Origin of the sequence: Pseudomonas sp. GM102 (assembly GCF_000282555.1) — a bacterium.
In the GTDB taxonomy this organism is placed as follows: Bacteria; Pseudomonadota; Gammaproteobacteria; order Pseudomonadales; family Pseudomonadaceae; genus Aquipseudomonas.
This window is the reverse complement of sequence record NZ_AKJB01000064.1, coordinates 1-24312: the sequence shown is the minus strand read 5'-3', so window position 1 is coordinate 24312 and position 24312 is coordinate 1. Positions and strand designations below refer to the sequence as shown.

At 58.7% G+C, this 24312-nt stretch carries 24 protein-coding genes; 9 read left to right on the top strand and 15 right to left on the bottom strand.

Translation table 11 applies throughout. From position 1 onward, the window contains the following. Positions 1 to 137 precede the first annotated feature (137 nt). The 5 genes from fkpB to murJ form a co-directional block, all read right to left on the bottom strand. Positions 138 to 590 (bottom strand): FKBP-type peptidyl-prolyl cis-trans isomerase, encoded by a 453-nt coding sequence (gene fkpB, locus PMI18_RS12870; protein WP_007901892.1) that lies wholly within the window; start codon positions 588 to 590, stop codon positions 138 to 140. Beyond that, complete coding sequence (gene lspA / locus PMI18_RS12875) at positions 583 to 1095, bottom strand: signal peptidase II (protein WP_007901890.1); 513 nt, start codon at positions 1093 to 1095, stop codon at positions 583 to 585. Before lspA ends, fkpB begins: the two co-directional genes overlap by 8 nt. After that, positions 1088 to 3919 (bottom strand): isoleucine--tRNA ligase, encoded by a 2832-nt coding sequence (gene ileS, locus PMI18_RS12880; RefSeq protein WP_007901888.1) that lies wholly within the window; start codon positions 3917 to 3919, stop codon positions 1088 to 1090. Before ileS ends, lspA begins: the two co-directional genes overlap by 8 nt. Continuing rightward, positions 3920 to 4870, bottom strand: coding sequence for a bifunctional riboflavin kinase/FAD synthetase (ribF, locus tag PMI18_RS12885; protein WP_007901886.1), 951 nt, complete (start codon positions 4868 to 4870; stop codon positions 3920 to 3922). Between the two features lie 129 nt (positions 4871 to 4999). Beyond that, complete coding sequence (murJ, locus tag PMI18_RS12890; RefSeq protein WP_007901885.1) at positions 5000 to 6538, bottom strand: murein biosynthesis integral membrane protein MurJ; 1539 nt, start codon at positions 6536 to 6538, stop codon at positions 5000 to 5002. 387 nt (positions 6539 to 6925) lie between these two features. Between murJ and rpsT the strand changes: the two genes are divergently transcribed. Then, positions 6926 to 7204 carry a 30S ribosomal protein S20 gene (rpsT, locus tag PMI18_RS12895; RefSeq protein ID WP_007901883.1) on the top strand — a complete coding sequence of 93 codons (279 nt, stop codon included), beginning with the start codon at positions 6926 to 6928 and terminating at the stop codon, positions 7202 to 7204. Between the two features lie 184 nt (positions 7205 to 7388). Here rpsT and PMI18_RS12900 read toward each other — a convergent pair whose 3' ends face one another. The 5 genes from PMI18_RS12900 to rplU form a co-directional block, all read right to left on the bottom strand. Further along, positions 7389 to 7853 (bottom strand): CreA family protein, encoded by a 465-nt coding sequence (locus PMI18_RS12900; RefSeq protein WP_007901880.1) that lies wholly within the window; start codon positions 7851 to 7853, stop codon positions 7389 to 7391. 12 nt (positions 7854 to 7865) lie between these two features. Continuing rightward, a complete protein-coding gene (gene proB, locus PMI18_RS12905) occupies positions 7866 to 8984 on the bottom strand; it encodes a glutamate 5-kinase (RefSeq protein WP_032830120.1) in 1119 nt (372 codons plus the stop codon). Between the two features lie 123 nt (positions 8985 to 9107). Continuing rightward, complete coding sequence (cgtA, locus tag PMI18_RS12910; RefSeq protein ID WP_007901876.1) at positions 9108 to 10331, bottom strand: Obg family GTPase CgtA; 1224 nt, start codon at positions 10329 to 10331, stop codon at positions 9108 to 9110. Positions 10332 to 10524: 193 nt separating this feature from the next. Continuing rightward, a complete protein-coding gene (rpmA, locus tag PMI18_RS12915; protein WP_007901871.1) occupies positions 10525 to 10800 on the bottom strand; it encodes a 50S ribosomal protein L27 in 276 nt (91 codons plus the stop codon). Between the two features lie 35 nt (positions 10801 to 10835). Next, positions 10836 to 11150: a 50S ribosomal protein L21 gene (gene rplU / locus PMI18_RS12920; RefSeq protein ID WP_007901869.1), complete on the bottom strand. Its 315-nt coding sequence runs from the start codon at positions 11148 to 11150 to the stop codon at positions 10836 to 10838. A gap of 239 nt (positions 11151 to 11389) precedes the next feature. Here rplU and PMI18_RS12925 point away from each other — a divergent pair, with 239 nt between their 5' ends. From PMI18_RS12925 to PMI18_RS12935, 3 genes are all read left to right on the top strand, one after another. Then, positions 11390 to 12358: a polyprenyl synthetase family protein gene (locus PMI18_RS12925; RefSeq protein ID WP_007901866.1), complete on the top strand. Its 969-nt coding sequence runs from the start codon at positions 11390 to 11392 to the stop codon at positions 12356 to 12358. Between the two features lie 236 nt (positions 12359 to 12594). Beyond that, positions 12595 to 12936, top strand: a complete 342-nt coding sequence (locus tag PMI18_RS12930; RefSeq protein WP_007901863.1) for a zinc ribbon domain-containing protein YjdM — start codon at positions 12595 to 12597, stop codon at positions 12934 to 12936. Between the two features lie 206 nt (positions 12937 to 13142). Beyond that, a complete protein-coding gene (locus PMI18_RS12935; protein WP_007901862.1) occupies positions 13143 to 13400 on the top strand; it encodes a PA4570 family protein in 258 nt (85 codons plus the stop codon). A gap of 129 nt (positions 13401 to 13529) precedes the next feature. On the opposite strand, the gene PMI18_RS12940 is transcribed toward PMI18_RS12935, so the two are convergent. The 3 genes from PMI18_RS12940 to PMI18_RS12950 all read right to left on the bottom strand — a co-directional run bounded on the left by PMI18_RS12940 (position 13530) and on the right by PMI18_RS12950 (position 15273). Further along, positions 13530 to 14147 carry an FKBP-type peptidyl-prolyl cis-trans isomerase gene (locus PMI18_RS12940; RefSeq protein ID WP_007901858.1) on the bottom strand — a complete coding sequence of 206 codons (618 nt, stop codon included), beginning with the start codon at positions 14145 to 14147 and terminating at the stop codon, positions 13530 to 13532. A 130-nt stretch (positions 14148 to 14277) separates the two neighbouring features. Beyond that, positions 14278 to 14574: a DUF6482 family protein gene (locus PMI18_RS12945; RefSeq protein ID WP_007901853.1), complete on the bottom strand. Its 297-nt coding sequence runs from the start codon at positions 14572 to 14574 to the stop codon at positions 14278 to 14280. A gap of 210 nt (positions 14575 to 14784) precedes the next feature. Continuing rightward, on the bottom strand, positions 14785 to 15273 hold the full coding sequence (locus tag PMI18_RS12950) for a TIGR00645 family protein (protein WP_007901849.1): 489 nt from the start codon (positions 15271 to 15273) through the stop codon (positions 14785 to 14787). A 159-nt stretch (positions 15274 to 15432) separates the two neighbouring features. On the opposite strand from PMI18_RS12950, the gene PMI18_RS12955 reads away from it, so the two are divergent. Next, positions 15433 to 17262 (top strand): hypothetical protein, encoded by a 1830-nt coding sequence (locus tag PMI18_RS12955; protein ID WP_007901847.1) that lies wholly within the window; start codon positions 15433 to 15435, stop codon positions 17260 to 17262. 5 nt (positions 17263 to 17267) lie between these two features. On the opposite strand, the gene PMI18_RS12960 is transcribed toward PMI18_RS12955, so the two are convergent. After that, the gene (locus PMI18_RS12960) at positions 17268 to 17609 is read right to left on the bottom strand and encodes a PA4575 family protein (RefSeq protein ID WP_007901845.1); all 342 of its coding nucleotides are present in this window, start codon (positions 17607 to 17609) and stop codon (positions 17268 to 17270) included. Between the two features lie 327 nt (positions 17610 to 17936). Next, on the bottom strand, positions 17937 to 20375 hold the full coding sequence (locus PMI18_RS12965) for a Lon protease family protein (protein ID WP_007901842.1): 2439 nt from the start codon (positions 20373 to 20375) through the stop codon (positions 17937 to 17939). A 275-nt stretch (positions 20376 to 20650) separates the two neighbouring features. Between PMI18_RS12965 and PMI18_RS12970 the strand changes: the two genes are divergently transcribed. From PMI18_RS12970 to PMI18_RS12985, 4 genes are all read left to right on the top strand, one after another. Further along, positions 20651 to 21139: a DUF3015 domain-containing protein gene (locus tag PMI18_RS12970; RefSeq protein WP_007901840.1), complete on the top strand. Its 489-nt coding sequence runs from the start codon at positions 20651 to 20653 to the stop codon at positions 21137 to 21139. 106 nt (positions 21140 to 21245) lie between these two features. Then, positions 21246 to 23099, top strand: a complete 1854-nt coding sequence (locus tag PMI18_RS12975) for an Lnb N-terminal periplasmic domain-containing protein (RefSeq protein ID WP_007901836.1) — start codon at positions 21246 to 21248, stop codon at positions 23097 to 23099. 145 nt (positions 23100 to 23244) lie between these two features. Beyond that, positions 23245 to 23601, top strand: coding sequence for a hypothetical protein (locus tag PMI18_RS12980; protein ID WP_007901835.1), 357 nt, complete (start codon positions 23245 to 23247; stop codon positions 23599 to 23601). Positions 23602 to 23671: 70 nt separating this feature from the next. Further along, a complete protein-coding gene (locus PMI18_RS12985) occupies positions 23672 to 24175 on the top strand; it encodes a GreA/GreB family elongation factor (RefSeq protein ID WP_007901834.1) in 504 nt (167 codons plus the stop codon). Positions 24176 to 24312: the final 137 nt, after the last annotated feature.

The following is a 24312-nucleotide window of genomic DNA, read 5'->3' as shown; positions in this document are numbered from 1 at the left end:
GCGCGAAAAAATTGGATCATTGCAATCCCTGTGGGAGCGGGCTTGCCCGCGATGAGGGCCTGACAGCCAACTTTGATGTCGGCTGATGTACCGCTATCGCGGGCAAGCCCGCTCCCACAGTGGGTCTGCTTTGTTTCTTACAGTACTTTGACGGAAATGATTTCCACGTCAAAGGTCAGCGTCTTGCCGGCCAGCGGATGGTTGAAGTCGATGGTCACCTGGGCATCATCGAATTCTTTCACCACACCGGGCAACTCAGTATTAGCCGCATCATTGAAGATCACCAGCAAGCCAGGCGACAGTTCCATATCCTTGAACTGCGAGCGCGGGATGATTTGCACGTTTTGCGGGTTCGGCTGACCAAAAGCGTTTTCCGGCTCGATAGTCAGGGTGCGTTTGTCGCCGGCCTTGAAACCGAACAGCGCGGCTTCAAAACCTGGCAACAGGCTGCCGTCGCCAACCTTGAAGGTCGCCGGGGCTTTGTCGAAGGTACTGTCGACGGTGTCGCCGTTCTCCAGGCGCAACGCAAAGTGCAAGGTGACTTCCGTGTTCTGGCCAATGCGTTGCTCAGCCAATACCTGTTCAGTCATGAACGGTTTCTCCGGTCTTTTTACTTTTGAACATATCCAGTGCAAGCATCACGGCACCGACAGAAATTGCGCTGTCCGCAAAGTTGAACGCCGGGAAATACCAGCGGTTCTGCCAATGCACCAGAATGAAATCGATCACATGGCCCAAGGCAATGCGGTCATATAAATTGCCCAGCGCGCCCCCCAGAACCAAAGCCAGCGCAACCGCCAGCCAGGTTTCGTTGCGCCCCAGGCGCTTGAGCCAGACCACCAGCACCGCACTGACCACCACCGCGATCAGGGCGAACAGCCAGCGCTGCCAGCCTGAGCTGTCAGCCAGGAAACTGAACGCTGCGCCGGTGTTGTAAGCCAGGGTCCAGCTGAAGTAATCGGGGATCACCACGATTTGCTGGTACATGCTCAGCGAGCCTTCGAAGTAGAACTTGCTGGCCTGGTCGATGACCAGGACCAGCAAACTCAACCAGAGCCAGCTCAGCCGTCCGAAACGGCCAACGGCATTAGGCATAGTGACGAACCTCGCCAGCACCGCTGATGTTGTCGACGCAACGACCGCAGATTTCCGGATGCTCCGGGTTCACGCCGACGTCTTCACGGCAGTGCCAGCAACGGGCGCACTTGGCATGGCTCGACTTGACCACTTTGAGCTTCAGGCCGCCGACTTCGGTGACCACCGCGTCTGCCGGAGCCTGCACCAACGGTGCAACGGCGGCAGTCGAGGTAATCAACACGAAGCGCAGTTCGTTGCTCAGCTTGGCCAGATCGGCGCTCAGCGCGTCTTCGGCGAACAGCGTCACTTCGGCTTGCAGGTTGCCACCGACGGCCTTGGCCGCACGCTGGATCTCCATTTCCTTGTTGACCGCCACCTTCACCGCCATGATCCGCTCCCAGTAGGCGCGGTCCAGTTCGAAGCCTTCCGGCAATTCGGTCAGGCCTTCGTACCAGGTGTTGAGCATCACAGACTCGTTACGCTCGCCCGGCAGGTACTGCCACAGCTCGTCGGCGGTGAACGCCAGGATTGGCGCGATCCAGCGCACCAGCGCTTCGCTGATGTGGTACAGCGCGGTTTGCGCCGAACGACGGGCCTTGCTGTTGGCGCCAGTGGTGTACTGACGGTCCTTGATGATGTCGAGGTAGAAACCGCCCAGCTCCTGCACGCAGAAGTTGTGGATCTTGGAGTAGACGTTCCAGAAGCGGTATTCGCCGTAGTGCTCTTGCAGCTCGCGTTGCAGCAGCAGGGTGCGATCCACAGCCCAACGGTCCAGCGCCAGCATTTCTTCGGCCGGCAGGATGTCGGTGGCCGGGTTGAAACCGGTCAGGTTGGAAAGCAGGAAGCGCGCGGTGTTACGGATGCGCCGGTAGGCGTCCGCACTGCGTTGCAGGATCTGCTCGGAAACCGCCATTTCACCCGAGTAGTCGGTAGAAGCGACCCACAGACGCATGATATCGGCGCCCAAGGTGTCGTTGACCTTCTGCGGCGCGATCACGTTGCCCAAAGACTTGGACATTTTGCGGCCGGACTCGTCGACGGTGAAACCGTGGGTCAGCAGCTCGCGGTACGGCGCGTGGTCATCGATGGCGCAACCGGTCAGCAACGACGAGTGGAACCAGCCGCGGTGTTGGTCCGAGCCTTCCAGGTACAGGTCGGCGCGTGGACCGGTCTCGTGGCCCATCGAGTGCGAGCCGCGCAGGACGTGCCAGTGCGTAGTGCCCGAGTCGAACCAGACGTCCAGGGTGTCGCTGATCTTGTCGTACAGCGGCGCTTCTTCACCGAGCAACTCGGCGGCGTCCATCTTGAACCAGGCTTCGATGCCTTCGACTTCGACGCGCTGGGCGACGATTTCCATCAGTTCGACAGTGCGTGGGTGCAGCTCGCCGCTTTCCTTGTTCAGGAAGAACGGGATCGGCACGCCCCAGTTGCGCTGACGGGAAATGCACCAGTCTGGACGGTTGGCGATCATCGAGTGCAGACGCGCCTGGCCCCAGGCCGGAACGAACCTGGTCTCTTCGATGGCTTTGATTGCCCGCTTGCGCAGGGTTTCGCCGGTCGCAGGCTCTTTGTCCATGCCGATGAACCACTGCGCGGTGGCGCGGTAGATCAGCGGGGTCTTGTGACGCCAGCAGTGCATGTAGCTGTGTTCGATAGTGGTGGTGTGCAGCAGCGCGCCGACTTCGGTCAGCTTGTCGACGATGGCCGGGTTGGCCTTCCAGATGAACTGGCCGCCGAAGAACTCCAGCGACGTGGCGTACACGCCGTTGCTTTGCACCGGATTGAGGATGTCGTCGTTGACCATGCCATAGGCTTTACAGGTCACGAAGTCGTCTACGCCGTAGGCTGGCGAGGAGTGAACCACACCGGTGCCCGCGCCCAGTTCGACGTATTCGGCCAGGTAAACCGGCGACAGACGATCGTAGAACGGGTGACGGAAGTTGATCAGTTCCAGTTCTTTACCGGTGGTGGTCGCAATGACCGAGCCTTCCAGGCTGTAACGGGCAAGGCACGACTCGACCAGTTCTTCAGCCAGCACCAGCAGTTTGTCGCCGACGTCGACCAGGGCGTAGTTGAACTCAGGGTGAACGTTCAACGCCTGGTTGGCCGGGATGGTCCACGGGGTGGTGGTCCAGATCACGATCGAAGCAGGTTTGCCCAGCGATGGCAGACCGAACGCGGCAGCCAGTTTGGCTTCATCAGCGATCGGGAACGCCACATCGATGGTCGCGGATTTTTTGTTCTCGTACTCGACTTCCGCTTCAGCCAGGGCCGAACCGCAGTCAAAGCACCAGTTCACAGGCTTGAGGCCCTTGAACACGAAACCACCCTTGACGATTTCCGCCAAGGCGCGGATTTCACCGGCCTCGTTTTTGAAGTCCATGGTCTTGTACGGGTTGGCGAAATCGCCCAACACGCCCAGACGGATGAATTCGGACTTCTGGCCTTCGATCTGCTCGGTGGCGTAGGCACGGCACAGTTCGCGGGTCTTGTCCGCGCCCAGGTTCTTGCCGTGGGTCACTTCGACTTTGTGCTCGATCGGCAGACCGTGGCAGTCCCAGCCCGGCACATAAGGCGCGTCGAAACCCGACAGGGTTTTCGAGCGGATGATCATGTCCTTGAGAATCTTGTTCAGCGCATGACCGATGTGAATCGTGCCGTTGGCGTACGGAGGACCGTCGTGAAGTACGAACTTCGGACGATCCTTGCCAATCTCGCGCAACTTACCGTACAGGCCAATGCTGTCCCAGCGCTGCAGAATCTGCGGTTCGCGCTGAGGCAGGCCGGCCTTCATTGGGAAGGCGGTGTCCGGAAGGTTTAGCGTGGCTTTATAGTCGGTCATTTAAGGCTCTTCATTAGCGATTGGCGCTAGGTGCGACAGGGCACGGGCGGCGGCGACATCCGCATTGATCGCCGTCTTAAGCGCCTCCAGAGAGGCGAAACGCTGCTCTTCACGCAGCTTGTGGTGGAAAACCACCGTCAAACGCCGGTCATACAGATCGCCGGCAAAATCTAAAAGATGTACTTCGAGGTGGGCTTTGCCATCCCCTTGGACCGTTGGCCGCACGCCGATATTGGCGACGCCTGGCCAGGTCTTGCCGTCGATGTCGACGTTGACCAGATAAACCCCGGACAGCGGTACACGACGACGCTTGAGTTGTATGTTGGCGGTCGGCGTACCGAGCTGGCGCGCCAGCTTCTGGCCATGCAGGACCCGCCCGGCAATCCGGTACGGACGACCGAGCAGCCGCTCGGCCAAGGCAAAATCGGCAGCTGCCAGGGCGTTACGCACCTGAGTGCTGCTGACACGAATGCCGTCCAGCTCGACAGTTTGCGCCGCTTCGACGGTAAACCCCTGAAGGACGCCAGCCTGTTGCAGGAAATCGAAATCCCCTAGCCGGTCGCAGCCGAAACGGAAATCGTCGCCGACCTCCAAATGCTGCACGCCCAGGCCGTCCACCAGAATAGTATCGACGAATTCGCTGGCGCTGAGTTTGCTCAGGCGCTGATTGAAAGCCAGGCACAGCACCCGGTCGACACCTTCCAGGGCCAGCAGCTGCAGTTTGTCCCGCAGGCGGGCCAGACGGGCCGGGGCGGTGTCCGGGGCGAAGAACTCTCGCGGCTGCGGCTCAAAAATCACCACGCAGCTGGGCACGCCCAACTCGAGCGCACGCTCACGCAGCCGGGCCAGGATAGCCTGGTGACCACGGTGAACACCGTCAAAGTTGCCAATAGTGGCGACACAGCCCCGATGCTGGGGGCGCAGGTTGTGGAGGCCTCGAACCAGCTGCATAACGCGCTTCTTGCTCATAAAGTGGTCGATTATAACCACACCCGGCGGCCGACGACAGGCAACACCGTAACCCAAAGTGATCGAGCCGACAAAACCGTCGGCCCGCCCGTGTTTTTCAAGACAAAAGCCTCAGCTCAAGGCCTTGCGATTGAAGTCGCGCAAACGGAAGCCCATCAACAGTAACATGCCGAAATAGACCACCACGCCGGCGATCACCAATGCGCCCAGACGCAGTAAACGCTCCAGCATATGCCCTTGCGCCCAAGCCGGCATGAAGTGCATTGCGCCCAGCAATACCGCGGACATCACCGCCACCGCCACCAGCAGTTTGAGCCCGAACTTCGCCCAGCCCGGTTGCGGCTGATACATCTGCTGCTTGCGCAACTGATAGAACAACAGCCCGGCATTGATGCAGGCGCCCGCGCTGATGGCCAGGGCCAGACCGGCATGAGCCAGCGGACCGATCAGCACCAGGTTGAACAGCTGGGTGACAATCAGGGTGAAAATCGCGATTTTTACCGGGGTGCGGATATTTTGTTGCGCATAAAAGCCCGGCGCCAATACTTTGATCACGATAATCCCCAGCAAGCCGACAGAATAAGCAATCAACGCGCGCTGGGTCATGGCCGCATCGAAAGCACTGAACTGACCGTACTGGAATAGCGAAACCGTTAGCGGCTCAGCCAGAATCCCCAGCGCCAGGGCGCACGGCAGCACCAACATGAAGCACAGGCGCAGCCCCCAATCGAGGATCCGCGAGTATTCGTGGCGATCCTGGCTGGCATAGGTCCTGGCCAGAGTCGGCAGCAGGATCGTGCCCAGCGCCACACCCAGCACCCCGGATGGCAATTCCATCAGGCGATCGGCGTAATACATCCAGGAAACGGAACCCGCCACCAGAAACGAAGCAAATATGGTGTTGATGATCAGCGAAATCTGACTCACCGAAACGCCGATGATCGCCGGCAGCATCTGTTTCATGACCCGCCAGACACCGCTATCGCGCAGACTCAGGCGCGGCAGCACCAGCATGCCGATTTTTTTCAGGTGCGGCAGCTGAAACAGCAATTGCGCCAGGCCGCCCACCAGAACGGCCCAGCCCAGTGCCATTACCGGCGGATCGAAATACGGCGTCAGGAACACCGCAAAGATGATCATGCTGACATTGAGCAGGGTCGGCACGAAGGCTGGCACCGAGAAGCGGTTCCAGGTGTTGAGGATCGCTCCGGCCAATGAAGACAGGGAGATCAGCAATATATAAGGAAAAGTGACCCGTAGCAGATCGGTGGTCAGCTCGAATTTTTCCGGGGTAGTGACGAAACCCGGTGCCGTGGCCCAGATAACCCAAGGCGCGGCGAGCATGCCCAACGCGGTGACCAGAGCCAGCACCAGCGTCAGCAGGCCCGAGACGTAGGCAATGAAGGTTCGCGTCGCCTCCTCGCCCTTCTGGCTTTTATATTCGGCGAGAATCGGCACGAAAGCCTGGGAAAATGCTCCCTCGGCGAAGATCCGCCGCAGCAGATTGGGCAGTTTGAAGGCGATAAAGAAGGCATCGGTCGCCATTCCCGCACCAAATGCACGAGCGATAAGGGTATCGCGAACAAACCCCAACACCCGGGAAAGCATCGTGATAGAGCTGACAGCGGCCAAAGATTTGAGCAGATTCATTGAAAGAGTTTTTGCCTGTCGATAAACAGCAGGCGAACAACGCGCCCACTTATGCGATACTCCGCGCCGCAACAGCACAGAGCCAAAGCTCGCGAGTTTACAGGTCGCACGCCGGAAAGAAATATCCAGCTCACCGCCCCCTTGAAAACGTAGCGAGCGAAGGCAAGACAAGGCGAAAGCAGGAGAGAAAGCGGAGTTGACTTTAGTCAATGAGCATTTCGAGTCTGCTTTCAACGCTGTATTGCCGAGCGCAGTAGTTTTCATGGGGTCGGAACCGGCCACTTAGCGGAACGTCTCTCCCGCCCTTGACAAGCCATCAACTCATCGGCATGATTCGCGGCCTATTTTGTTTGCTATTTCCTAAAAAGTCTTTCGAGGAGCTCGACGGTGGCCAACACACCTTCCGCCAAAAAACGTGCAAAACAGGCTGAGAAGCGTCGCAGCCACAACGCCAGCCTGCGTTCCATGGTTCGTACCTACATCAAGAATGTAGTTAAAGCCATCGACGCAAAAGACGCTGCTAAAGCTCAAGCTGCTTACGTTCTGGCTGTGCCAGTTATCGACCGTATGGCCGATAAAGGTATCATCCACAAGAACAAAGCTGCTCGTCATAAGAGCCGCCTGAATGGCCACGTAAAGGCCCTGAACGTTGCCGCTGCTGCCTAAGCGACACGCTCATTAAAAAACCGACCTCAGGGTCGGTTTTTTATTGCCTGCGATTTATCAGATACACCGCAAAAAAATGTGGGAGCGAGCCTGCTCGCGATTGCGGATGTCCAGCCAGCATAGATGCCGAATGTCAGTCCGCTATCGCGAGCAGGCTCGCTCCCACACTTCGTCTTGCCTCAGATTATTGAGCGTGTGCCCACGGCAAAATCGGAATCGCCGTCACCGCATTCTGCGGGCTGCCCTCGATCAAACGATCGCTATAAACCAGGTACACCAGCGTATTGCGCTTCTTGTCGAGGAATCGCACCACTTGCATGGTCTTGAACACCAGGGACGTGCGCTCCTTGAACACCTCCTCGCCATCCTTGAGCTCACCCTTGAAGTTGATCGGCCCAACCTGACGGCACGCAATAGACGCCTCAGCGCGATCCTCAGCCAGACCTAACCCACCCTTTACCCCGCCAGTCTTGGCGCGCGACAGGTAGCAAGTCACGCCCTCCACTTTCGGGTCATCAAACGCCTCGACAACGATACGGTCGTTCGGGCCGACGAACTTGAACACCGTCGACACCTGGCCAATTTCCTCGGCCGAGGCCAGCAGCGGCATCGCCAACAACAAGCCCAATAATCCTTTTGCCACACGCATTCAGGTATTCCTTCAGACCAGAATCAGGTTATCGCGGTGAACCAGTTCCGGCTCCGCCATGTAACCCAGCAGACCGACAATCGCCTCAGACGACTGACCGATGATTTTTTGCGCTTCCAGAGCACTGTAGTTAGCCAGACCACGGGCGATTTCACGACCGTCCGGCGCCACGCAGACCACCATTTCGCCGCGACGGAAACTGCCCTGGACCAGTTTGACGCCCACCGGCAGCAAACTTTTATTGCCTTGGGACAACGCGGTCACCGCCCCCGCATCCAGCACCAGCGTGCCGCGGGTTTGCAGATGCCCGGCCAGCCACTGCTTGCGCGCCGCCAGCATGCCGCGCTCAGGTGACAACAAGGTACCGATGCGCTCGCCAGCCTTGAGACGATCCAGCACGCGATCAATGCGCCCGCCAACGATGATGGTGTGCGCACCAGAACGCGCCGCCAAACGCGCAGCGCGCAACTTGGTCTGCATGCCGCCACGACCCAGTGCACCGCCCGTGCTACCAGCCACCGCATCCAGCGCCGGATCATCGGCACGCGCCTCGTAAATCAGCTTGGCGTCAGGATTGTTGCGTGGATCTGCGTCGAACATGCCATCGCGATCAGTGAGGATCACCAGCAAATCGGCCTCGACCAGATTAGCCACCAGCGCCGCCAACGTGTCGTTGTCGCCAAAACGGATTTCGTCAGTGACCACGGTGTCGTTCTCGTTGATCACCGGGATCACCTTGAGCTCGACCAGCGCGCGCAGCGTACTGCGAGCGTTCAGGTAGCGCTTGCGGTCGGACAAATCGTCGTGAGTCAGGAGAATCTGCGCGGTATGCCGGCCATGCTCGGCGAAGCTCGACTCCCAGGCCTGCACCAACCCCATCTGTCCGATGGCGGCAGCGGCCTGCAACTCGTGCATCGCACTGGGTCGTACAGTCCAGCCCAAACGGCTCATACCCGCCGCCACGGCCCCGGAGGACACCAGCACCAGCTCAACACCCGCCTCGTGCAGGGCAACCATCTGCTCGACCCAGACACCCATTGCCGCGCGATCCAGGCCTTTGCCGTCCGCCGTCAGCAAAGCGCTGCCGATCTTCACGACCCAACGCTGCGCACCTGTCACCTTGCTCCGCATCATCTTCAACCTTAGCTTGAGGACAGCACGACCCAGCGCTGCCCGTAACGTTATTCGTGACTACCGATTTCCAGATACTAAAACGCCGCTCTAGTGAGCGGCGCTTAAGTTTATCGCAACGAATCAGTCACGCACGTAAATGATTTCCGGACCGTCTTCGTCATCCACATCTTCTTCGTCCCAATCGTCGTCACCGATGTCATGGACCGACTTCACGCCACTGCGACGCAGGGCACGCTGATCGTCCAGCGCCTGCAGCTGGGCGCGCGCTTCATCTTCGATACGCTGATCGAGCTCGGCCAGCTCTTCCTTGTAGGCCGGGTCGTTAGCCAGACGATCGGCACGATCTTCCAGGTAACGCATGATGTCATGGCAAAGACGCTCGGTGCCTTGCTTGGCGATCGCGGAGATCACGTAGACAGGACCGGTCCACTCCAGACGATCAACGATTTCCTTGACGCGAGCGTCGTGCTCTTCTTCAAGGATCTGGTCGCACTTGTTCAGCACCAGCCAGCGATCACGCTCAGCCAGGGACGGACTGAACTTGGTCAGCTCACTGACGATTACTTCAGCGGCATCCGGAGCACTGGTGTCATCCAGCGGCGCCATGTCGACGAGGTGCAGCAGCAGACGGGTACGCGACAAGTGCTTGAGGAAACGAATCCCCAGGCCCGCGCCGTCGGAAGCACCTTCGATCAGACCGGGAATGTCCGCCACCACGAAGCTCTTCCAGCGATCGACGCTGACCACACCCAGGTTCGGCACCAGAGTGGTGAACGGATAGTCGGCGACTTTCGGCTTGGCGGCCGATACCGAGCGAATGAAGGTACTTTTGCCGGCGTTCGGCAAACCGAGCAGACCGACGTCCGCCAACACCTTCATTTCCAGCTTCAGGTCGCGCTGCTCACCCGGCTTGCCCGGCGTGGTCTGGCGCGGCGCCCGGTTGGTGCTGGATTTGAAACGAGTGTTACCCAGACCGTGCCAGCCGCCGTGAGCCACCAGCAGACGCTGGCCGGCCTTGGTCAGGTCGCCGATCACTTCCTGAGTCGCGGAATCGATAACGGTAGTGCCGACTGGAACGCGCAGCACCAGCTCCTCACCTTTCTTGCCGGTGCAGTCAGTGCTGCCGCCGTTGGAACCACGCTCGGCATCGAAGTGCCGGGTGTAACGGTAGTCCACCAGGGTGTTGAGGTTTTCGTCGGCGACCATGTAGACCGAGCCGCCATCACCACCGTCACCGCCGTTCGGGCCGCCGTTTTCAATGAATTTTTCGCGACGGAAGCTCATGCAACCGTTGCCGCCGTCACCGGCCTTTACTCGAATCGATACTTCATCAACAAACTTCATAACAAAACGCCTCTCGCCATACGGACGAGCCGAAAAAACCTAGACATAAGACTCTTGCAAAAATGAGCGCAGCGACCTCAATCAACGACCGCCAATACAGCGCTGGAGCCCATCACAAACAGCTTTGCAAGAGACTCACCCCACAAACGAAAAAGCCCCGTCGCAAGACAGGGCTTTTCCAGCAACTACGTAATTATGCCGCGACGACGTCAGTCTTCGGGACAATGCTTACGTAACGACGACCGAAGGCGCCTTTTACTTCGAACTTGATCACGCCGTCGATTTTAGCGAACAGAGTGTGATCTTTGCCCATGCCAACGCCGTAGCCAGCGTGGAATTGGGTGCCGCGCTGACGCACGATGATGTTGCCCGGAATGATAACCTGGCCGCCATACATCTTCACGCCAAGGCGTTTGGCTTCTGAGTCGCGACCGTTACGGGTACTACCACCAGCTTTTTTGTGTGCCATGAGTTCAATTCTCCTAGTGAGGAATTAGGCTGAAATTAAGCCTGAATACCGGTGATTTTGATCTCGGTGTACCACTGGCGGTGGCCCATACGCTTCATGTGGTGCTTACGACGACGGAACTTGATGATGCGGACTTTATCGTGACGACCTTGGGAGATCACTTCAGCCACAACGGTAGCGCCAGGAACAACTGGAGCGCCGATATTCACGTCGTCGCCATTGGCAACCAACAGAACGCGATCAAAAGTAACGGATTCGCCGGTAGCGATTTCCAGTTTTTCGATCTTCAGGTATTCACCTGGAGCAACTTTGTACTGCTTGCCACCAGTAACGATTACTGCATAAGACATGGTATTTCTCCGATAATCCTGCTCACCCAGCTCTTTATAAGAAGAGGTATTGGCTGGCATGGCTGCATAAGGCTGGAGGCCTGTTTGCAATTGCGTAAGGCAGGTGCTGCCCAGGAAGTTCAGGGTGCGCGATTGTACGCAAGCTGCCGGGGCGATGCAAGAGGCTGTCCATCGCGCCTTGACAGGCCCGGACGTGGGTCCTAGCATGCCGCGCAACCCTTCTGGAGCAACTGTCGCTGATGCAACCCCAAGCTTTCTACCGCGCGGTGGCGGACGATTTTAGCGCCGTCGACGGCATCATCAAGAAACAGCTGACTTCCCGAGTGCCGCTGGTATCGAAAATCGGCGACTACATTACCTCGGCTGGCGGTAAACGCCTGCGCCCGTTGCTCGTGCTGCTGTGCGGCAAGGCACTTGGCCGCGAAGGCGATGACCTGCGCCTGTTGGCCGCGACCATCGAGTTCCTGCACACCGCTACCCTGCTGCACGACGACGTCGTCGACATGTCCGGCATGCGCCGTGGCCGCTCGACCGCCAACGCCATGTGGGGCAACGCGCCGAGCGTGCTGGTGGGCGACTTCCTGTATTCGCGTTCTTTCGAAATGATGGTCGAACTGGGCTCCATGCCGGTGATGAAGATCCTTTCGCAAGCCACGCGCATCATCGCTGAAGGCGAAGTGTTGCAACTGTCGAAGGTCCGCGACGCCAGCACCACCGAAGAAACCTACATGGAAGTCATCCGCGGCAAAACCGCGATGCTCTTCGAAGCCTCGACCCACAGTGCCGCGGCCCTGGCCGGCGCCTCGCCGGAACAGAGCGAAGCACTGCGCACCTTCGGCGATCACCTGGGGGTGGCCTTCCAATTGGTCGACGACCTGCTGGATTATCGTGGCGACGCCGAAACCCTGGGCAAGAACGTCGGCGACGATCTGGCCGAAGGTAAACCGACTCTGCCACTGATCTACACCATGCGCGAAGGCACTCAGGAGCAGGCCGCACTGGTTCGTCGGGCGATCCAGAAAGGTGGCATCGAAGATCTGGAAAGCATTCGCGAAGCCGTTGAAGCTTCCGGCTCGCTGGATTACACCGCCCAACTGGCCCGCGACTACGTGGCCCGGGCGATCAAATGCCTCGACGCCCTGCCCGCCAGCGAATACCGCGATGCGTTGGTTGAGTTGAGCGAGTTTGCAGTAGCCCGCACGCACTAATCCGCGCCCTGTAGGAGCGACCTGTGGCGAGGGGGCTTGCCCCCGTTGGGTTGCGAAGCGGCCCTGTATTTCAAAGATAAACCGCATGCAATGGGTTTACGACTGCTTCGCAGCCGAACGGGGGCAAGCCCCCTCGCCACGGGCCGCTCCCACAGGTTCGCCACCGCCTCGCCCCTCCTGCGACAAAACCCTATATAATGTGCGCTTTTTAGCCATCCTGAATCCAAGGAGCTTTAGTGAGCACGTTGCCACCCTGCCCGAAATGCAATTCCGAATACACCTATGAAGACGGTGCACAGCTGATCTGCCCGGAGTGCGCTCACGAGTGGTCCGCCAGTGGTGAAGCCGAAGTGGCCTCCGATGACACCGTGAAAAAGGATTCGGTCGGCAATGTCCTGCAGGACGGCGATACCATCACCGTGATCAAGGACCTCAAGGTCAAAGGCACGTCGCTGGTGGTCAAGGTCGGCACCAAGGTCAAGAACATCCGCCTGTGCGATGGCGACCACGACATCGACTGCAAGATCGATGGCATCGGCCCGATGAAACTCAAATCCGAGTTCGTCAGAAAAGTCTGAGTCTGCTGTATTCCATCCCGCGCCCGGCGTGGGATGGTGCTTCACCCTTCCCCGCATCACCCAGCATTCCCGCACAGTAGCCAAACGCCAGTCGCCTTGACGCCCAGCAACTTCCCCGCAGAAAAAAACACAAACCGCCAATAGACTCTTGCTATTTGATGAATAAGAATTATTCTCATTGAAACCCATCAATGGAGATGAGACTCATGACTTATTTGATCGATGCCTGGCTGGACCGCCCACATCCCTACCTCAGAATCCTGCATCGGGAAACCGGGGAAGTCTGTGCGGTGCTTGAAGAAGAAGCCTTGAACGAGCTGCAGGATCAGGGTGATCTGGACGTCAATGGCTTAAGTTCCAGCGAGCCAGTGGTGCTCAAGGAGCTGGTGCGCAATCTGTTTCTGTTCTGCTATGCCCGGGCGTTGCGCCCGACGAGTGAGCTGCACAACAAGATCGAACTATGAGACAACAAAAAAACTGTGGGAGCGAGCCTGCTCGCGATGGCATCACCTCGGTTTCACAGAAAAACCGAGTTGACTGCATCGCGAGCAGGCTCGCTCCCACATTAGCCCGTCATAACGACAGGCCGGGCATTACAGAACGTCGAGCAGTTCGACGTCGAATACCAGTACGCTGTGCGGCGGAATGCTGCCAACGCCTTGAGCGCCGTAAGCCAGTTCGCTCGGCACGTACAGACGCCATTTGCTGCCGGCGTTCATCAGTTGCAGGGCTTCGGTCCAGCCAGCGATGACGCCGCCAACCGGGAATTCTGCAGGCTGGCCACGATCGTAGGAGCTGTCGAACACAGTGCCGTCGATCAAAGTGCCGTGGTAGTGGGTGCGCACTTGGTCTTCACGGGTCGGCTTGGCGCCTTCGCCTTGAGTCAGCACTTCGAATTGCAGGCCGGAAGCCAGAGTGGTGATGCCTTCGCGCTTGGCGTTTTCCGCCAGGAAAGCCAGGCCTTCGCCAGCAGCGGCTTCAGCCTTGGCTGCAGCTTCGGCCTGCATGATTTCGCGGATAACCTTGAAGCTGGCGGACATTTCTTCCTGACCCACACGGCTTGGCTTGCCGGCGAACGCGTCGGTCAGGCCAGCCAGGATTGCGTCCAGGCTAACGCCCGGTGGCGGATTGTCACGCAGCTGGTCGCCCAACTGACGGCCAATGCCGTAGCTGACGCGGGTTTCGTCGGTGGACAGATTTACTTCGGACATGACACTGCTCCGTTGTGCGGACGGCCCTGGAACTCGCCGTGCGTGCACAGCGCATCCCGGAGCGCCCGGAATCAAAAGGGCGAGCAGACTAGCACAGATGCCGTCACGTTGATGAGCCGTGTCGGCCCTGTCACGCGGAACGGAAAGTGATCGGTACTTTCAGGCTTTCCTCGGTGCTGGCACCGCACATTTCATCCTGAACCGAGGTATGCACGACGTTGAACGACAACTTGGGAAAGGCATGAAGCACTTCACGCGCATGCTCGACCGAGCGCAGATGCAATATCTCGCCATGCGCATCGCGCAATGGATGCCCCGCGCCATGCATCCGTGCTTCCAGCACGTAAAACACGCCTTCCATCGAGATCAGGTTCAGCTCATCGACCTTTCCGGCGACGGCATACGCATTCAGCTCTTGCAGGTTCATGAGCGCACCTCAGGCAGTGGCGAGCCAGGATCTCTACATGGATATGCCTCGGCGGGCCAAAGTACAAGCCACAGACGACACCACCCGTCTGTTTCCCCCCCCCCTTGTAGGAGCGAGGCTTACCCGCGAAGAGGCCGTGTCAGTCGACATAAGTGTTATCTGTTACGCCGCCTTCGCGGGCAAGCCTCGCTCCTACAGGGGTGGTGCAGATCAGTGCTTGGTCAGCTTGTCCAGATAGCCCATGGCAAACGCCGACACCACGAAGGTCATGTGAATGACCACGTACCACTTCAAATGCTCGGGATCGACGTTCTTGGCGTCCATGAAGATCCGTAGCAGGTGGATCGACGAAATCGCCACGATGGACGCTGCGACCTTCATCTTCAACGAAGACGAATCCATGGTGCCCAGCCAGTTGAGCTTTTCCTTGCTGTCGTCGATATCCAGCTGAGAAACGAAGTTCTCGTAGCCAGAGATCATCACCATCACCAGCAAGCCGCCCACCAGCGCCATGTCGATCAGCGAAAGCAGTACCAGAATCAGATCCGACTCGGCCATCGAGAACACGTTAGGAATGACGTGGAAGACTTCCTGGAAGAATTTCAGTGCCAACGCCAGCAAGCCCAGGGACAAACCGAAATAGATCGGCGCCAGTAACCAACGGGAGGCGTACATTGCATTTTCGATAAAGCGTTCCATTGAATCTCACACAAGGGGCTGGAAATGGCGCGAGTATAACAGCCACCTGTTACACCCAGAAACCGCCGGAAAATCCGTAACCTGCGTGTGTGTGACAAAGTTTTTCTGCTAGTGTCCAGATGATTGACAGGTCAGCGACGTCGGACAGGAAGACTGGAAATGGATGTGCGATTGCCTTTAACGAGTGCCGGACTTTGCCTCACGTTGCTGCTCGGTGGTTGCTCACCCGGCGATGAGAAACGTCAGGTCAGCCTCGAAGAAAAGATCGCACAGTTCGAACAATCCCTGGAGACGATCGAGGATCCCAAACTCAAGGATGCCGTGGCTGAGCTCGGCGGCCCACTCCTGTTGCTCGAACGCGCGCAACTCAGGCTCGACACCAAACCAGTGGTCACCGAATACGGCGAAGACGCCCTTGCCGTGCTCAAGCACTATCCCACGCCCCAGGCGCTGGTCGACACCTACATCGACGGTTTGTTCGTGCTGCACAAGGAGTCCAGCTCGGATTACCTGACCGATTTGCAGCCGGTATTCCCCTTCAATTTCAACATTCCGGGCGCGTTCCTTTTTCCTCATGGCCTGGAATGGCAATCGGTGACCCTGAGCAACAAGCACGTCATCGCGTTCCAGCCGGAATGGTCGGAAACCGATCCCGGCATTCAGCTGAGCCCGTCGAGCTCCAACCTGACCAACCCCGATGATTTGACGGTGACCTACCCCTTCATCGAAGGCCTGGAGGCGGACAAGAAAAGCCAACCACAACCGGTGAGCCTGCAAGGCAAGGTGGACGTCATCGCCCCACGCCGGCTCTACAGTTTCGACCTGACGAAAAAGGACGTCGGCCAGACTCGCACCAACGACAATCTCAGTGTCACCTTATTGAAACTGGGCGATAACTACGCCGAAATCGAATTCAGTAACAGCGCGCCGCTGGCCCCCGAGATACGTGACACATCACTCAACCCACTGATCGTTCAGGCCAGGGACGCCACCGGGCAATTCCTCTCGCGCTCGGGTGCGATCAACGAAACCGCCGCGCAAATTGCGTTTTATCAAAAACAACTGGCGCAGATGCAACAGCAGAAAGCCTGGAGCGAAGCGTTCGAAAAACAGCTCGATGACGAGCAGCGTGCGTTTGAAAAGCAACAAACCCGGCATTACACCAAGGTCTACTTCAACGGGCCGATCGACACCCTCGAAGTCAGCTTGCTGGACTTTTCGGCGGTCACGGTGACCCACAAGGACCTGAACCTGCCGATACGCCGCTTCGACCCGCACACCACGGAAAAAACCATCCAGCCACTGATCTTGCCGGTGGTGGTGTATGACGACCAGGCCGCGACCTGGCTCAAGGGCGCAACGCTGGGCGAGGAACAACTGAAAAAAAGTATCAGCATCAGTCAGTCGGTGGATGACCCGAGTGCCGCGCGCATCGAATTCGATCACCCCAGAAGCTTCAATGACGAGCTGCTCGGCTCCTCTTTCAATCCCGGTGAAAGCCCGGTGACGTTCTTTACCCAAGACCGCAACGGCCAGCGCGATGGGCCAATCGAGCTGCCGCCGGAGGCGTATCAGGTCGATCCGATACGCGGCGACATCACCTATGATCTGAACCTGTTTCCAGAAACCCCGGCCTACGCCGTGGGCTCCATGCCGCAGTACCTGGCGACTGTCGACCAGCAAACATACGACACCCACCAATTGCCCAAAGGCCTTGAGCTCAAAGGGAATGCGTTGGTGGTGGATTTGAAACTGTTTCCAGCCCAGGACTGGCGTTTTTTCGCCAAGGACGACAGTGGCAACTATTTGAAGGAGATTCTTTCGGTCAGTCACGACGCGAGCGCGCAAGGCCCGGCGTTATTCGCAGTGCATTATTTCTATGGCCAGCCCACACGTCTGGAAACTTATCAGCGAACCAACCTCACCACCGTGCAATATGGGTTTGAGGTCAAACTCGACAAGGCAGAGCCAGGCAACCTTGATCAATAGTCTGTTCAGTGCTCGGGCCGAAACTCGGGACCGCTAAGGTTGCGGTAACGACCACCATTGATCTCTCGCAACTGGGCTTGCAAATGCAGACACCAGATTTGCGGGTCGTCGGCCAGCTCGTAGCCATGCAAAGTCAGGCTTTCAACAATAGTGTCGAGGATCGATTCAGCCACGACAGGCCCACGGAACGGGCCTTGGGCCTTGATGGCAGAAGGCTGCTCGCCGGCCATTCCGGCGGCGAAGAGCAAGGTCCACATGCCCGTATCTCCCGCCAGCGGGCGGATAGCACATTCGATACGGGTCACAAGGCCCAGGCATTGACGGGTGAGGCAGAGGTTGCGCGACATGGCGGCGACCCTCGGTAGATCCGGTATTCAGCCTCCACGGGAAGGCTGTCTCGATCCAGTGATTACTGTCGATATCCTTGAGCAGATAATAGAAGAAAAGTCTGGCTCGCACGCGAACCGAGACCAGAAGGTGCCGAGTGGTCACTGCGTGAATATTGACGCCATAATTGTGGCGAGGGGGCTTGCCCCCGTTGGGCCGTGAAGCGGCCCCGAAAGCGGCTGAAGCGGTTTATCAGAAAAACTGTATCAATCGATTTTACGACTGCTTCGCCGCCGAACGGGGGCAAGCCCCCTCGCCACAGGAGCTTGCTACTTTTGGCGGGCAACTCAGGCCGGTTTGATTTCAAGCATTGCTTCCTGCGCCAACTCTTTTTCGGCTTCCTTGAGGTCTTCCTCGCTAACCATTTCCGCAATCACCCGCAAGCGTTCCACTACCCGCGCATTGATGCTGCCTTCAGGGAATTCACCATTCTCATCCGGTGCACCGGCCGGCTCGCCGACCAACAGGCTCAGGGCCTCGTCGGCCTGGCGTACCGCGTAGACATGGAACTGCCCCGCGCGCACCGCCGCCAGCACCTTTTCGTCGAGCATCAGCGTGGCGACGTTGGCCTGAGGAATGATCGCACCTTGCTCCCCCGTCAAACCACGGGCTTCGCAGAGTCGGAAGAAACCTTCGATCTTCTCGTTGACCCCACCCACCGCCTGCACTTCACCGAACTGGTTGATCGAACCGGTAATCGCAAAGCACTGCTTGAGCGGGGTTTTCGACAAGGCCGAGATCAGCGTGCACGCTTCGCCAAGAGACGCGCTGTCACCGTCGACATAACCGTAGGACTGCTCCAGAGCGATACTCGCGGAAATCGCCAGCGGGAATTCCTGGGCATAACGGCTGCCCAGATACCCGGTGAGGATCATCACGCCTTTGGAGTGGATCGGCTGGCCAAGGTTGACCTCGCGCTCGATGTCGACGATGCCGCTGCCGCCCGGATAAACCGTGGCGGAAATCCGCGCCGGCACCCCGAAAGCCGAATCGCCGACTTCCAGCACCGTCAACCCGTTGCACTTGCCGACCGCCGCGCCATCGGTGTCGATCAGGATGATCCCGGCCAGCATGTCATCGAGAATCCGCGCCGAAACACGCCCGGTACGGGTGGCCTTGGCCTTAAGCGCGCGCTCGATGTGCCCGGCGTCGGTCATGTCGTCACCCGCCAGGTCGCGAATGAAATCTGCCTCGCTGACTAGCTGGAACAGATCGCCGATTCGCGCCGACAAACGCCCCTGGTGCTCGGCCAGACGCGCGCTGTAAGTTGCCAGGCGCGCCACCGCATCGGCGGTCAGCGGCGCCATGCCTTCCTCGGACGTACGGGTTTTGAGCAACTGGGCGAATTGCTCCAGGCTCTCGTCGACCATCGGGATGTCTTCGTCGAAATCCACCAGGACGCGGAACATCTCCTGGAAGTCCGGATCGAGGTCTTGCAACGTGTAGTAGAGCTGCCGGGCGCCGATGATGACTACTTTCACCTGCAACGGAATGTGTTGCGGTGTCAGCGTCACGGTGGCCAGACGGCCCAGCTCACCCAGAGGCGACTCCATTTTCAGCTTGCGCGATTGCAGGGCGCGTTTGAGCGCATCCCAGACAAAAGGCTCGCTGAGCATTTTTTCCGCTTCGAGGATCAGAAAACCGCCGTTGGCCCGGTGCAGCGCACCCGGTCGCAGCTGCCGATAGGTGGTGTAGAGCGCGCCTTGGTCGGTGCTGTATTCGATGCGGCCAAACAGGTTGTCGTAGGTCGGATGCGGTTCGAACACCACGGGCGCACCGCCGCTGAACGGATGACCGACCACCAGGCTCGGGGCGTATTGCTCTTCGAGCAATTTGCGGGCGATGGCGTCGGTCTTGCTGTCGTCCACCAGTTGCTCGACCACCGTTTTGAGCAGGTACACCTGCATCGCTTGCAGGTAACCGCAAACGCCGGCGTTTTCCGCGTATTTTTCCGACAGCGGCGCGAGCAATGGCTGCAAGGCCAGGGTGATGGTTTCTTCGTTGAGCTGACGCAGTTGATTGCTCGACTCGCGCTTCCATTGCGGCAGGCTGGCGAGCTCTTCGTTCAATCGCTCTTCCAGCCCGGAAATGTCCTCGTGAAAGCGTTCGCGCTCGGCTTCCGGCAACTGGGCGAATTCCGCCTCATCCAGTGCCTTGCCTTCGCTCATCGGAGTGAAGGCGATGTTGCTGCTGTCGCGGTACAGCGCGACCTCTTTCTCCAGCGCCAGACGCTCGATCACATCCAGTGCACGGTCATAACGCTGGTTGAAAGCGCGGTCGATGGCGCTTTTCTTCTGCTGATAGGACGGGTGCTCGAACACCGCCGGGAAGGTCGCCAGCAGGTTGTCGATTAAGCCGTTGATATCACCGATGAAGGCACCGGCGGTGCCCGACGGCAGTTCCAACGCACGAGGCTCGCGTGGCTCATCGAAATTATTGACGTAGACCCAGTCCGCCGGGGTCTGCAGGCGCTTGCCTTCGGCCTTGAGGTAGCGTTTGACGAACGAAAACCGGCCAGTGCCGGGCTCGCCCATGACGAATACGTTGTAACCGGGGCGTGGCATGGCCACACCGAACTGCAAGGCTTCAACCGCACGTTCCTGGCCAAGCACACCGCGGAAGGGCTCCAGATCATTGGTGGTAGAGAAGCTGAACTGTTCAGCGGAAAACGGACGGGTCAGCGCTTCAGGCGCTAGACGCAAGCTGGCAGCAACAGGATCAGGCATCGGGCTTCCTTACATCAGGCGGGGCAGATAGCGGCATTCTGGCGCTGCCCGTACCTCACTGGCAAGGCGCGCCTCAAGCCAAAGTCTAGACAAAGCGTCAGCCCCGGGCCGAGCGGCTCAAAATCAGTGTTTTCAAGGAATGTTTCGCAAAAGATTACGGAACCCCCGGAACCTGCCTAAACTCCAAGCTGCGCGGCTGGATGATAACCGGCCCACTGGCACCATTAGGGGCCAGCACCCTTGTCCATTGGTATGCACACAAAGAGAACATAGCTATGAAACGGATTCTTCTCGGTACTCTCTTCACCGCTGTATCCATCAACGCCATGGCTCAGGCGCCAGGCGGTCCGGACTGCGGTTGGGGCAACATGCTGTTCGAAGGTCAGCGTGGCACCCCGGCACACTTCCTGGCATCCACCACCAACGGCACTTCCGGTAACGCAACGTTCGGTATGACCTCCGGCACCAACGGTTGCTCGACCAACGCGTCGCTGACCTATGGCGGCAAATCCTGGATCGCCATGAATGGCATGATGAACGAGCTGTCCGAAGACATGGCCAAAGGTCAGGGCGAAGCGCTGACCACTTACGCCGTGGTACTGGGCGTGGCGCCGGAAGACCGTGCGCATTTCGCCGCTGTGACTCATCAGCACTTCCAGCAAATCTTCAGCAAAGCTGACGTGACCGCTGATGACGTGCATACCAACACCCTGGCCGTGCTGAAAAGCGACCCTCGTCTGGCCAAGTACGCCACTCAAGCTTAATCACGACCCACCCCGCTCCTTTCGGGGAGCGGGTTTTGTTTTTTGGACCTGGCCCTTTTGGCCTGCCCCTTTGGGTCTTTGTTTCTTTCGACTTAAGTTGCTCACTATGCTCAAACGCCTTGCCTGGCTGGCGCTCTGTGTCTGCGCCCCGCTGTCCGCCGCGCCACATATCGACAATCAACGTTTGCAGCAACTGGCCAACGACCCCTTCTGGATTTCCCTGGGGCATTACGAAGCCGCCAAGCTCGGTGGCTGGCGCAGCTATGTCAGCGACAAGAAGTTCTTTCTCGCCCCCGATGGCAACGAACACCCCGACCGTGAACTGGCGGCGACCGTGCAGGCACTGTATGCCCCGGCCAGCGCCGGCGAGCAGCATGCCCAATGCGTTTATCCGGCCCGCACCCGCTGGCTCAAGGCGCAACTGACGCTCAGCGATATGCCGACACCGGACTGCGCCGAGTTCAAGCAATGGTTCAAGGATGTTGCGCCCCACAGCGCGGTAATGATTTTCCCGGCGGCCTATCTGAACAGCCCATCGTCGATGTTTGGCCACACCTTGTTGCGCATCGATCAGGCCAATGTGCAGAGTGACAAGACATCGCTACTCAGTTACGCGATCAACTTCGGCGCCTACATCGAAGGTTCGGACAACAGCATTCTGTATGCCTGGAAAGGTCTGATGGGTGGCTATCCCGGACTGTTCGCGTTGGTGCCATATCAGGAAAAGCTCTCGGAATACCGTAGCCTCGAGAACCGCGATCTGTGGGAATACCGCCTGAACCTGACGCAGCAGGAAACCGAGCGCATGGTCGAGCACGTCTGGGAACTCAAGCAGATCCAGTTCGACTACTTCTTCTTCGACGAAAACTGTTCCTACCGCCTGCTTGAGCTGCTGCAAGTGGCGCGACCGAGCCTGCATTTGACCGAGCAATTCCCGTTGACCGCTATCCCCACCGACACGGTCAAAGCGGTGAAAGAAGCCGGACTGGTGGAATCGATCGAGTATCGCCCGTCCCGTGAGCGCGAACTGCTAAGCCGTGCCGAGCCATTAACCTCTGAAGAGCAGGAATGGGTACTGAAAGTCAGTGCCGATCAGAAGCAATTGCAAACCCCGGCGTTCAAGGCTCAGCCTCGCGACCGTCAGGCGTTGATCATCGATGCGGCTTATCGTCTGGAGCGTTATCGCGCCAACGGTCAGGAGCGTGACCCGCAACGGGCTCAACGCAGTTTCGAATTGCTGCGCGCAATCAATCAAAACCCGCCCCCGGACCTGGAAATCCCCCAACCCGGCTTGCCCGAGGACGGTCACGAATCCCGCACCTGGCAGGCCGGCATCGGCACCCGAGGCGACAAAGCCTTCGGCGAATATGGCCTGCGCATGGCCTATCACGACCTCAACGACAACATGGAAAGCTTCCCTCTCGGTGCGCAGATCGAAATTCTGCAGATGAAGCTGCGCCAATACGAAGGCAATGACTGGCAGTTGCAGCAACTGGACCTGGCGACCATCCGCTCGCTGACGCCTCGCAATGAATTGTTGCAACCGCTGTCATGGCAAGTCACCGGCGGCCTGGAGCGCGTACCGGGCAAGCATGACGACGAAACCCTGGTCAGCCATGTCAATGGCGGTGGCGGCGGGACCTGGCAGCTGGGTGACGACATGCTCGGTTTCGCCTTGGGCACCGTGCGTGTTGAGCATAACAACGACTTCGCGGAGTTCATCGCCCCGGCGGCAGGCTTCAACAGCGGCCTGCTGTGGAAAAACCCGCTGGGCAATTTCAGCCTGGAGGCCAAGGGTGATTACTTCACCAATGGCGAAGTGCGCCGGAATGTGAGCCTGAATCAGCAGTGGGAACTGTCGCGCAATCTTGGGGTGCGTCTGAGCGCCCAGCGCGAATTCAGCCACCTGGCTTCGCCCGAAAACGAAGTGATGCTTGAGGTGAAGTGGTATCACTATTGACGAAAATCCCTTGTGGGAGCGGGCTTGCTCGCTCCCACATTGAATCCTTGTACGCCCACAGATTAATCACACGCCTTTCACATACACCCGACAAATCCGCTTCTAAACTTCTCTTAGAGACCGTTGAACGGCTCGGGAGTCCGAGATGTGGCGTTGCGTGGGTGTGTTGGGGTTATTGGTAGCGATCACGGGGTGCCAATCGACCCACGAGGATCTGATCGCCAAGGGTTATCCACCGGCGTTCGCCGATGGCTTCGATGACGGTTGCAGCAGTGGCCGGCAAGCCGCCGGGGCGATCACCGGTGAGTTTCGCAAAAATGTTCCGCGTTACCTCAAGGACAAGCAATACGCCGAAGGCTGGACCGATGGCTTCCGTCAGTGCCAGGCCATGCGTGAAAACGAGGATCGTAACGAGTACAAGGACCGCCATTGGGACGAGCGCGAACGGGCCTGGCAACAAGAGAAAGACAGGGACGCCGCGCGAGCCTATCGCTCGCAATAAGTCGTTTACAGACATTCGTCGAAACTTAAAGCCTGCGACCGTGGCCCAAACCCTATAACGGGAGAACAGCATGAGTCGCGCCTTCGTCAATGAAGATAACGCCGCCGCGCAAGCCGATCAGCCAGTCGAACGGCAGGTCAGCGCGCAGCCCAATTACGTCACGCCAGTGGGTCTGGCGCAGCTTCAGGCGAAAGTCGCCGAACTGCAAAAGCTGCTTGATGAGGAAAGCGCCAAAGGCGAACTGGCCGATAAGCAGCGCCAGGCCGACCTCGATCGCGACTGGCGCTACTTCAAGCAGCGCCTGCAAAGCGCCCAGGTGGTCGCACAGGCCTCCTCGACCGACAAAGTGCAGATCGGCAACTGGGTGACCTTTGCCGACGAACACGATCATGAGCAGCGCGTGCAATTGGTCGGAGAAGACCAGGCAGATGCCGCCCATGGCTTGATCAATTGGAGCTCGCCGTTGGGACGAGCGTTGCTCGGGGCGCAGGTGGGCGATGAAGTGTTGTGGAAGCGACCGGCGGGGGATTTGGTGATTGAGGTGTTGGTCATAGAGGCCGGGGGAGTTCGATGACGCCTTCGCGGGCAAGCCTCGCTCCTACAAGGTCGCAATTTCCGTAGGAGCGAGGCTTGCCCGCGATGGACGCGACTCGGTCTTACTGAATACCCATAAAAAAACGGAGCCCCGAAGCAGACTGTGTGAAAACCTAG

Bases quoted from the DNA above. Each gene is read 5' to 3' on its own strand.
- fkpB (WP_007901892.1), bottom strand. From the start codon at position 590: ATGACTGAACAGGTATTGGCTGAGCAACGCATTGGCCAGAACACGGAA.
- lspA (WP_007901890.1), bottom strand. From the start codon at position 1,095: ATGCCTAATGCCGTTGGCCGTTTCGGACGGCTGAGCTGGCTCTGGTTG.
- ileS (WP_007901888.1), bottom strand. From the start codon at position 3,919: ATGACCGACTATAAAGCCACGCTAAACCTTCCGGACACCGCCTTCCCA.
- ribF (WP_007901886.1), bottom strand. From the start codon at position 4,870: ATGCAGCTGGTTCGAGGCCTCCACAACCTGCGCCCCCAGCATCGGGGC.
- murJ (WP_007901885.1), bottom strand. From the start codon at position 6,538: ATGAATCTGCTCAAATCTTTGGCCGCTGTCAGCTCTATCACGATGCTT.
- PMI18_RS12900 (WP_007901880.1), bottom strand. From the start codon at position 7,853: ATGCGTGTGGCAAAAGGATTATTGGGCTTGTTGTTGGCGATGCCGCTG.
- proB (WP_032830120.1), bottom strand. From the start codon at position 8,984: ATGCGGAGCAAGGTGACAGGTGCGCAGCGTTGGGTCGTGAAGATCGGC.
- cgtA (WP_007901876.1), bottom strand. From the start codon at position 10,331: ATGAAGTTTGTTGATGAAGTATCGATTCGAGTAAAGGCCGGTGACGGC.
- rpmA (WP_007901871.1), bottom strand. From the start codon at position 10,800: ATGGCACACAAAAAAGCTGGTGGTAGTACCCGTAACGGTCGCGACTCA.
- rplU (WP_007901869.1), bottom strand. From the start codon at position 11,150: ATGTCTTATGCAGTAATCGTTACTGGTGGCAAGCAGTACAAAGTTGCT.
- PMI18_RS12925 (WP_007901866.1), top strand. From the start codon at position 11,390: ATGCAACCCCAAGCTTTCTACCGCGCGGTGGCGGACGATTTTAGCGCC.
- PMI18_RS12935 (WP_007901862.1), top strand. From the start codon at position 13,143: ATGACTTATTTGATCGATGCCTGGCTGGACCGCCCACATCCCTACCTC.
- PMI18_RS12940 (WP_007901858.1), bottom strand. From the start codon at position 14,147: ATGTCCGAAGTAAATCTGTCCACCGACGAAACCCGCGTCAGCTACGGC.
- PMI18_RS12945 (WP_007901853.1), bottom strand. From the start codon at position 14,574: ATGAACCTGCAAGAGCTGAATGCGTATGCCGTCGCCGGAAAGGTCGAT.
- PMI18_RS12950 (WP_007901849.1), bottom strand. From the start codon at position 15,273: ATGGAACGCTTTATCGAAAATGCAATGTACGCCTCCCGTTGGTTACTG.
- PMI18_RS12955 (WP_007901847.1), top strand. From the start codon at position 15,433: ATGGATGTGCGATTGCCTTTAACGAGTGCCGGACTTTGCCTCACGTTG.
- PMI18_RS12960 (WP_007901845.1), bottom strand. From the start codon at position 17,609: ATGTCGCGCAACCTCTGCCTCACCCGTCAATGCCTGGGCCTTGTGACC.
- PMI18_RS12965 (WP_007901842.1), bottom strand. From the start codon at position 20,375: ATGCCTGATCCTGTTGCTGCCAGCTTGCGTCTAGCGCCTGAAGCGCTG.
- PMI18_RS12970 (WP_007901840.1), top strand. From the start codon at position 20,651: ATGAAACGGATTCTTCTCGGTACTCTCTTCACCGCTGTATCCATCAAC.
- PMI18_RS12975 (WP_007901836.1), top strand. From the start codon at position 21,246: ATGCTCAAACGCCTTGCCTGGCTGGCGCTCTGTGTCTGCGCCCCGCTG.
- PMI18_RS12980 (WP_007901835.1), top strand. From the start codon at position 23,245: ATGTGGCGTTGCGTGGGTGTGTTGGGGTTATTGGTAGCGATCACGGGG.
- PMI18_RS12985 (WP_007901834.1), top strand. From the start codon at position 23,672: ATGAGTCGCGCCTTCGTCAATGAAGATAACGCCGCCGCGCAAGCCGAT.